The 9283-nt window shown below is 73.1% G+C and carries 2 protein-coding genes; both read right to left on the reverse strand.

Translation table 11 applies throughout. The features are described from left to right. On the reverse strand, positions 1-6202 hold a 6202-nt coding region (locus E1281_RS32970), incomplete at its 3' end, for a non-ribosomal peptide synthetase (protein WP_131883630.1). Then, entirely contained in the window at positions 6199-9273 is a 3075-nt protein-coding gene (locus tag E1281_RS32975; protein ID WP_279433675.1) for an amino acid adenylation domain-containing protein, read from the reverse strand. The genes E1281_RS32970 and E1281_RS32975, both read right to left, overlap by 4 nt. Positions 9274-9283 lie beyond the last annotated feature (10 nt).

Raw genomic sequence — 9283 nt, forward strand, 5'->3', positions numbered from 1 at the left:
CGGTCTGGTGCTGGAACACGTCGCGCGGGGTGATGACCAGGCCGGACCGGCGGGCGCGGGAGACGAGCTGGATCGCGATGATGGAGTCGCCGCCCAGGTCGAAGAACCCGTCGTCGGCGCCGACCCGCTCCAGACCGAGGACCTCGGCGAACAGGCCCGCGAGGATCTCCTCCTCGGACGTCCGCGGAGCGCGGGAGGAGACCCGTGCCGCGAAGTCGGGTGCGGGCAGCGCCGGGCGGTCGAGCTTGCCGTTGACGGTGAGCGGAAGGGCGTCCAGCTCGACGACCACGGCCGGGACCATGTGGCCGGGCAGCGACCCGCCGGCGAACCGGCGCAGCTCGGACGAGTCGATCCCGCTGCCGACGACATAAGCGATCAGCCGGTCGTCGCGGACGATCACCGCGGCGTCCCGGACCGCCTCGTGCCTGGTCAGCACCGCCTCGATCTCGCCCGGCTCGATCCGGAAGCCGCGCAGCTGCACCTGCTGGTCGGCGCGTCCCAGGTATTCGAGCGTTCCGTCGCGGCGCCACCGGCCGAGATCGCCCGTCCGGTACATGCGGGTACCGGGCCCGCCGTGCGGGTCGGCGACGAACCGCTCCGCCGACAGGGCCGGACGGTTCAGGTAGCCGCGCGCCAGGCCGATGCCCGCGACGTACAGCTCGCCGGCGACGCCGGCCGGGACAGGCCGGAGACGGTCGTCGAGGACGTACACCTTCAGGTCGGGGAGGCCGGTGCCGATCACGCTGCCGGGGGCGGTGGCGGCCTGGACGCGGTCGAGCGCGATGTAGGAGACGTGCACCGTGGTCTCGGTGATCCCGTACATGTTGACCAGGGCCGGGGCGTCCTCGGGGTGGCGGGAGTACCAGTCTTCGAGGCGGCCGAGGTCGAGGGCCTCCCCGCCGAAGACGATGTAGCGCAGTGCCAGGTCCGAGCCGGGGTTCTCCCTGTCGGCCGCCGTCAGCTGGTAGAAGGCCGACGGGGTCTGGTTCAGGACGGTCACGCGCTCGTCCGACAGCAGCTTGAGGAAGTCTTCGGGCGAGCGGGACGTCTGGTAAGGCACCACGACGAGGCGGCCCCCGTGCAGCAGCGCGCCCCACAGTTCCCAGACCGAGAAGTCGAACGCGTAGGAGTGGAACAGCGTCCACACGTCGTCCGGGCCGAACCCGAACCACTGCTCCGTGGTCGCGAGCAGCCGCACCACGTTCAGGTGGGGAACCACGACGCCCTTCGGGCGGCCCGTCGAACCGGAGGTGTAGATGACGTACGCGGGGTGGTTCGGGTCGATGGCGACGCCGAGGTCGGTGTCGGGCCAGCCGGTCACGTCGAGGTCGCCGGGCCCGAGGGTCAGGGCGGGGCGGGCGTCCTCGATCATGTAAGCGATGCGGTCCGCGGGGTAGTCCGGGTCGATCGGGACATAGGCCGCACCCGACTTCAGGACGGCCAGGATCGCCACGACCAGGTCGGCCGAACGGGGCAGCGCGAGGGCCACGAACCGCTCGGGCCCGGCGCCCCGATCGATCAGGCGGTGCGCCAGCCGGTTCGCCCTCGCGTTCACCTCGCCGTAGGTCCACGACACACCGTCGAACGTCACCGCGGGCGCGTCCGGGCGCTCCGCCGCCTGCCTCTCGAACAGCGCCGGGACGGCCGTCCACGTGAAGTCCTCGCCCCGGCCGGCCGCCCACTCGCGCAGGAGCGTCCGGCGCTCGTCACCGCTCAGGATCTCGGCGGCGCCGATGGGCGCGTCCGGTGCGGCGACCAGTTCGCGGACGAGCCGTTCGAAGCGGTCCGCGATGCTCTCGGCGGTGCCGGGGTCGAAGAGGTCGAGGGCGTATTCGAGACCGGCCTCGATACCGCCCGGCGCGCCGTCGTCGCCGTGGCGTTCCTCCAGGTAGAGGGACAGGTCGTACTTGGCGGCGCCCGATCCGAGGGGTTCGGCGCCTCCGCTGAGCCCGTCCAGCTCAAGGCGGACCTCGGGGTTGTTCTGGAACGACAGGACGACCTGGAACAGCGGGTGCCGCGCCATCGACCGGGCCGGGTTGAGCACCTCGACGAGCCGCTCGAACGGAAGGTCCTGGTTCCCGTAGGCGGCGAGGTCGGTCTCCTTCACCCGCGATATCAGCTCGCGGAAGGTCGGGTCCCCGGAGGTGTCGGTGCGCAGCACGAGCATGTTGACGAACATGCCGACGAGATCATCGAGCGCCTCGTCGGTGCGGCCCGCGACCGGCGACCCGATCGGCACGTCCGTCCCTGCACCGAGGCGGGTGAGCAGCGCGGCGAACACGGCCTGCATGACCATGAACAGGCTGGCGCCGTTCTCGCGGGCGAGGGCCAGCAGCCCGGCGTGAAGCCCGGCGTCCAGCTCGAACGTGTGCGTCGCGCCCCGGTAGGACGCCTCTGCCGGACGCGGCCGGTCGGCCGGAAGCGGCAGCTCCTCCGGCAACCCCGCCAGCGCCTCCCGCCAGTAGGCGATCTGCCTGGAGATCAGACTGTCCGGATCATCCTCCGACCCGAACAGATCACGCTGCCAGAGCGTGTAGTCGGCGTACTGCACCGGCAGCGGCTCCCACCGCGGCTCCCGCCCCTCCGCGCGGGCCGCGTAGGCGACGATCACGTCGCGGGCGAGCGGCGCCATGGACCAGCCGTCCGCGGCGATGTGGTGCAGGACGAGCATCAGGACGTGGGTGCCGCCTCCCAACGCGAACAGCCGGGCGCGCAGCGGCGGCTCGACGGACAGGTCGAAGCCCTGCCCGACGGCGGCGGCGAGCGCCGCCGGCAGCGCGGCCTCGGCGGTCTCGGCGACGTCGAGGCGCGGGCGGGCGGCGGCCGGGTCCAGGACGAGCCGGCGGGGGCTGCCCGAGGCGTCCGGGAAGATCGTGCGGAGCGGTTCGTGCCGGGCCGCCACGTCGGCGAGCGCGTCGCGGAGCGCGTCGAGGTCGAGGGGCCCGGTGAGCCGCAGCGCGACCGGCATGGTGAACGCCGCGGAGGCGCCTTCGAGGCGGTTGAGGAACCAGAGCCGCTGCTGCGCGTACGACAGCGGGACGACTTCCGGCCGCTCCGCGCGGACCAGCGGCGGCCGCACGTCGCCGTCCGCGTCCGCGATGCGTTCGGCGAGGCCCGCGGCGGTCGGCGCCTCGAACAGGGCCCGCACGGGCAGCTCCACGCCCAGCACGGAGCGGATCCTGCTGACGAGGCGGGTGGCGGTGAGCGAGTCGCCGCCGAGGTCGAAGAACGCGTCGTCCACGCCGGCCCTCGGCACGCCGAGGATCTCGGCGAACAGGCCGCAGAGCATCTCCTCCCGCGGCGAGCGCGGCGCGCGGCTGACGGACGCGCCGGTGCCGGGCGCGGGGAGGGCGGCCCGGTCGAGCTTGCCGTTCACCGTGAGGGGCAGCGCGTCCAGGACGGTGAAGGCCGGGACCATGTGGTCGGGCAGCCGTTCCGCGGCGTACCTCCGGACCTCCGCGACGTCGATGCCGGGCCCGACGAGGTAGGCGGCGAGCCGCTTGTCGCCGTGCCGGTCCTCGCGGACGACGACGGCGGCCTGCGCGACGCCCGCGCACCCGGCGAGGACGTTCTCGATCTCGCCCGGCTCGACCCGGAAGCCGCGGATCTTGACCTGGTCGTCGGTGCGGCCGAGGTACTCGATCGTCCCGTCCGGGAGCCATCGGGCCAGGTCGCCGGTGCGGTACATGCGGTCGCCCGGCGCACCGGACGGGTCGGCGACGAACCGCTCGGCGGTCAGGCCGGGACGCCCGAGGTAGCCGCGGGCCAGCTGCGCGCCCGCGAGGTACAGCTCGCCGGGGACGCCCGCCGGGACGGGCTGGAGCGCGGCGTCCAGGACGTGCGCGCGGACGTTGCGGTGGGGGCCGCCGACCGACGGCCGCTCGCCGTCCGCGACGACCTGGTTCATCGTGTCGATCGTGGACTCGGTCGGCCCGTAGAGGTTGCGGGTGGTGATGCCGGGCATCGCGCGGAGCTCGGCCCACAGAGCCTCGCCGATGGCCTCGCCGCCGATGAGGAGCTGCGCCGGCAGGTGCCGTCCGTCGTCGTCCAGCAGGCCCGCTTCGCGCAGCGAGCCGAGGTGCGACGGGGTCGTGTTCACCAGGTCGATCCGCGCGTCCGCCACGTAGCCGGCGTACGCCTCCACGTCGCGGCGGGTCTCGTCGTCGATGAGGTGCAGCTCGTGGCCGTACATCATCCACAGCAGGCCCATCCAGGACGTGTCGAACGAGAACGACGCCAGGTGCGCGAACCGCATCCTGCGCCCGCCGGCGGCCTCGATCGCGGGGTCGATGAACGTTTCCCGATGCGCCTCGAAGTAGTTCAGGACGGCCTCGTGCGGGATCGTCACCCCCTTGGGGCGGCCGGTCGAGCCCGAGGTGTAGATGACGTACGCGGCGTTGCCGCCTCGCAGCGGCCGCACGCGGTCGGCGTCGGCCGGGTCGCTCGCGGGCCGCCCGGCGGTGTCCGGGAAGCCGCCCTCCTCGATGGTGAGGGCGGGACGGCAGTCGTCCAGCATGTAGGCGATGCGGTCGGGCGGGTACCCGGGGTCGATCGGGACGTAGGCGGCGCCCGCCTTCAGCACGCCCGCGACGGCCACGACGATCTCGGGTGTGCGCGGGAGGACGAGCGCGACCCGGTCCTCCGGGCCGATCCCCCGGGCGATCAGCTCGTGCGCGAGGCGGTTGGCGCGCTCGTTCAGTTCCGCGTAGGTGAGGCGGGCGTCGCCGCAGACGAGCGCGACCTCGCCGGGGGTGCGGGCGGCCTGCCGCTCCAGCAGGGCCGGGAGCGTCCCGGACGGGACGTCGCCGCCGGTGCCGTTCCAGGCGGCGAGGGCCGCGCGTTCGGTGTCCGTGGGGAGTTCGACGGACCCGATCGGCTGGTCGGCGTCGTCGGCGAACGCCTCCAGGAAGCGGCGGACGCGGGCCAGGAGCGCCTCGACGACGGGCCGTTCGTACACGTCGGGGCGATAGTGCAGCCGCAGCGACAGCCTCTCGCCGGGCGCGACGACGAACGACAGGGGGAAGTGGGTCGCGTCGTAGGAGTCCGCGGCGGCGATGCGGACGCCGTTGAGGGAGCCGTCCATCGACGCCGGATCGAACGGGTAGTTCTCCAGCACCGTCATCGTGTCGAACAGGGCGCCGCCGTGTCCCGACGCACGCTGGATGTCGGTGAGGCCCAGATGGTGGTGGGCGAGGAGTTCGGTCTGCTCGTCCTGGAGCCGTTCCAGCAGCGTGCCGAGCGGCTCGTCCATCCGGTACCGCACGCGCACGGGCAGCGTGTTGATGAACAGCCCGATCATCTGCTCGATGCCGGGCAGTTCGGGCGGGCGCCCCGAGACGGTCACGCCGAACACCACGTCGTTCGAGCCGAGCAGCCGCCCCAGGACCAGGCCCCACGCCCCCTGAAGGACGGTGCTCAGCGTGACGCCGTGCCGGCGGGCCGCGCGGGTGAGCCTCCTGGTGGCGCGTTCGTCCAGCTCGGTGATCGTCCGCTCCGGCGGCTTCGGTGCGCGTCCGGCGGCTCCGGGGGCGACGAGGCTCGGCTCGCCGATGCCGGCGAGGGCCCGGCGCCAGGTCTCCTCGGCGGCGGCGCGGTCCTGCCCGGCGAGCCAGGCCAGGTAGTTCTTGTACGGCGTGACCCGGGGCATCCCCGTGTCGTGGCCGCCCTGCATGTAGAGCATGAACAGCTCGGTCGCCAGGATCGGCGTCGACCAGCCGTCCAGCAGGATGTGGTGGTTGGTGAGGACGAGCCGGAACCGCTCGGGCCCCTTCCGGACGAGCACGAACCGCAGCAGCGGCGGCGCGGTCATGTCGAAGCCGCGCGCCCGTTCCCGCGCCACCACGGCGTCCGCCTCGGCGACCGAGGACGCGCTGACTTCGTCCCACGGCAGCTCGACCGTGCGGGGCACGACCTGCACGGGACGCGACAGGTCCTCGTGCCAGAACGCGGCGCGCAGGTTCGGGTGGCGGCGCAGCAGGGTCCCGGCGGCGGTGCGCAACGCGGCGACGTCCAGGGGCCCCTCAAGGTCGAGGACGAGCTGGGCCGTGTAGACGTCCCTGGTGGTCCCGCTCGCTCGCTCAGTCGTTCCTCGCTCCGCCGCTCGCCGCTCCGCGGGTCCGTCCGCGTCGAAAATGGCGTGGAAGAAGAACCCCTGCTGCAGCGGGGACAGCGGCAGGATGTCTTCTAGGTCCCCCCGGTTCAATGCTGCCGCCTCCATGCGTCCTGTAGCTTGTCGATCTCGCCCTGGTCCAGGTCCACGAGCAGGTCGGACGGGGTGAAGCCGCCGGCCTCCCCGGCGGCGACGTCCGCGACGAGGCCGCGCAGCGCCGCGAACCAGCCCTCGGCCAGCTCGCGGACGTCGCCGGAGTCCATCAGCCCGGCCGGCCACGTCCACGTCGCCGACAGCACCGGGCCGGCCGGCAGGTCGCGGGTGACGGCGTTGATCTCCAGTACGTGCGCCATCGGCATCCGGGGGTCCTCGCCGGCGGGCGGTTCCTCGGGCGCGAGCGTCCAGTCGCCGCCCTCGGCGCCGCCGTCGACCCGTCCGAGGTAGTTGAAGGCGATCTGCGCGGGCGGCGCCTCGGCCAGTTCCTCGGCGGCGTCGCCGTCCCCGTATCGCAGCAGGCCATAGCCGAGACCGCCCCCGGGGACGGCCCTGAGCTGCTCCTTCACCCTCTTGATGGCCGCGCCTCCGGCCGCGCTCCCGGCGTCCAGGCGGACGGGGTGGATCGAGGTGAACCATCCGGCGGTGCGGGAGACGTCGACGCCGGGCACGACGTCCTCGCGGCCGTGGCCCTCCAGGTCGATGAGAACGCCGGTGCCTCGGCCGCCGCGATGCCGCCGCCACTGCGCGACCGCGAGGGCCAGGCCGGTGAGGAGGACGTCGTTGGCGCGGCCGTGGAACGCGGCGGGGACGTCGGTGAGCAGGGGCCCCGTGGTGTCGGCGGGCAGGTCGAGGGTGAGCGAGCGGGCCCGAGCGGCGATGTCGACGCGCGGGTCGAGGGCGCGGCCGGCGAGTCTCTGGTCGGGGCCGTCGACGATGTCGAGCCAGTCGTCCAGCTCCTCGGTGTTCCCGCCGGACGCGGTGAGCTTCTGCGCCCAGCGGCGGAACGACGTGCCGACCGGCTGGAGCTCTCCCCCGGCCCAGGCCGTGACGAGGTCGGGCAGGAGGATCCGCCAGGAGACGCCGTCCACCACGAGGTGGTGCAGGGCGACGAGCAGGCGCCCCTGGTCGGTTCCCGCGTCGAACCAGACGAGTTGCGCGACCGTCCCGGCCCGGGGGTCGAGCCGGTCGCGGGCGGCGGCGGCCTGCTCGGAGACGACGGCGGTGAGCTTGTCGGTGTCCAGGCCGGCGACGTCGACGCGGGTGACCAGGCTCGCGGCATCGGACGAGCCGGGCTGCCGGACGACGGGCTGCCAGGTCCCGCCGTCCACGTCCAGCCGGAGCCGGAGGATGTCGTGGTGGTCCAGGACGGCCTGGAGGGCGCCGGTCAGCCTGTCGATGCCGAGGTGCGGCGGCGTGCGGAGCAGCATCGACTGGTGGAAGCCGCTGATCAGCGAGGCGTCTCCGGCGACGCGGTCGCGCAGCCACGCGACGATCGGGGTGACGGGGACCGGGCCGATCCCGGTACCGGGGGCCTCGGCCTCGACGTGCTCGCCCTCGCCGACCGGCTGGGCGGTCGCGGCCAGTTCCTCGACGGTCTGGTGCTGGAACACGTCGCGCGGGGTGATGACCAGGCCGGACCGGCGGGCGCGGGAGACGAGCTGGATCGCGATGATGGAGTCGCCGCCCAGGTCGAAGAACCCGTCGTCGGCGCCGACCCGTTCCAGGCCGAGGACTTCGGCGAACAGGCCCGCGAGGATCTCCTCCTCGGACGTCCGCGGAGCGCGGGACGACACCGTCGCGGCCGGGCCGGGTGCGGGCAGCGCAGTGCGGTCGAGCTTGCCGTTGACGGTGAGCGGAAGGGCGTCCAGCTCGACGACCACGGCCGGGACCATGTGGCCGGGCAGCGAGCCACCGGCGAACCGGCGCAGCTCGGCCGGGTCGACGCCGGTTCCGGCGACGTAGGCGACCAGGCGGTCGCCGCGGACGACCACCGCGGCGTCCCGGACGGACTCGTGCCTGGTCAGGACCGCCTGGATCTCGCCCGGCTCGATGCGGAAGCCGCGCAGCTGCACCTGCTGGTCGGCGCGGCCGAGGTACTCGAGCGTTCCGTCGCGGCGCCAGCGGCCGAGGTCGCCGGTCCGGTACATGCGGGCGCCGGGCTCGCCGTGCGGGTCGGCGACGAACCGCTCGGCCGACAGAGCCGGACGGTTCAGATAACCGCGCGCCAGCCCGGCGCCCGCGACGTAGAGCTCACCGGCGACGCCCGCCGGGACCGGCTGGAGCCGGTCATCCAGGACGTACACCTTCAGGTCGGGGATCCCGGCACCGATGACGCTGCCCTGTGCCGTCGCGGCGTGGACCCGGTCGAGTGCGAGGTACGTGACGTGCACCGTGGTCTCGGTGATCCCGTACATGTTGACGAGCGCCGGAGCATCCTCCGCGTGCCGCGCATACCAGTCTTCGAGACGGCCCGGTTCGAGGGCCTCACCACCGAAGACGATGTAGCGCAACGCCAGGTCGGTGCCCGGGTTCTCCTTGTCGGCGGCCGTCAACTGGTAGAACGCCGACGGCGTCTGATTCAACACGGTCACGCGCTCATCGGAGAGCAGCTTGAGGAACTCCTGCGGCGAGCGTGAGGTCATGTACGGCACGACGACCAGACGCCCTCCATACAGCAGCGCCCCCCACAGCTCCCACACGGAGAAGTCGAACGCATAGGAGTGGAACAGCGTCCACACATCATCCGGACCGAAGCCGAACCAACCCTCCGTCGAACGCAGCAGCCGCACCACGTTCTGATGCGCAACCACCACACCCTTCGGACGCCCCGTCGAACCCGAGGTGTAGATGACATACGCCGGGTGATCAGGGTCGATCGCGACATCGGGATTGGTGTCGGGGTGGCCGGCGGCGTCCAGGTCGTCCGGGCCGAGGGTCAAGACGGGCTCGGCGTCCTCGACCATGTACGCGATGCGCTCGGCCGGATAGTCCGGGTCGATCGGGACGTAGGCCGCGCCCGCCTTCAGCACCGCCAGGACCGCCACCACCAGATCGGCCGAACGCGGCAACGACAACGCCACGAACTGCTCCGGCCCCACACCCCGCTCGACCAAACGGCGCGCGAGACGATTCGCCCTCGCGTTCACCTCCCCATACGTCCACGACACACCACCGAAC

The sequence above is a fragment of the Actinomadura sp. KC345 genome, from assembly GCF_004348515.1.
Lineage (GTDB): Bacteria > Actinomycetota > Actinomycetes > Streptosporangiales > Streptosporangiaceae > Spirillospora.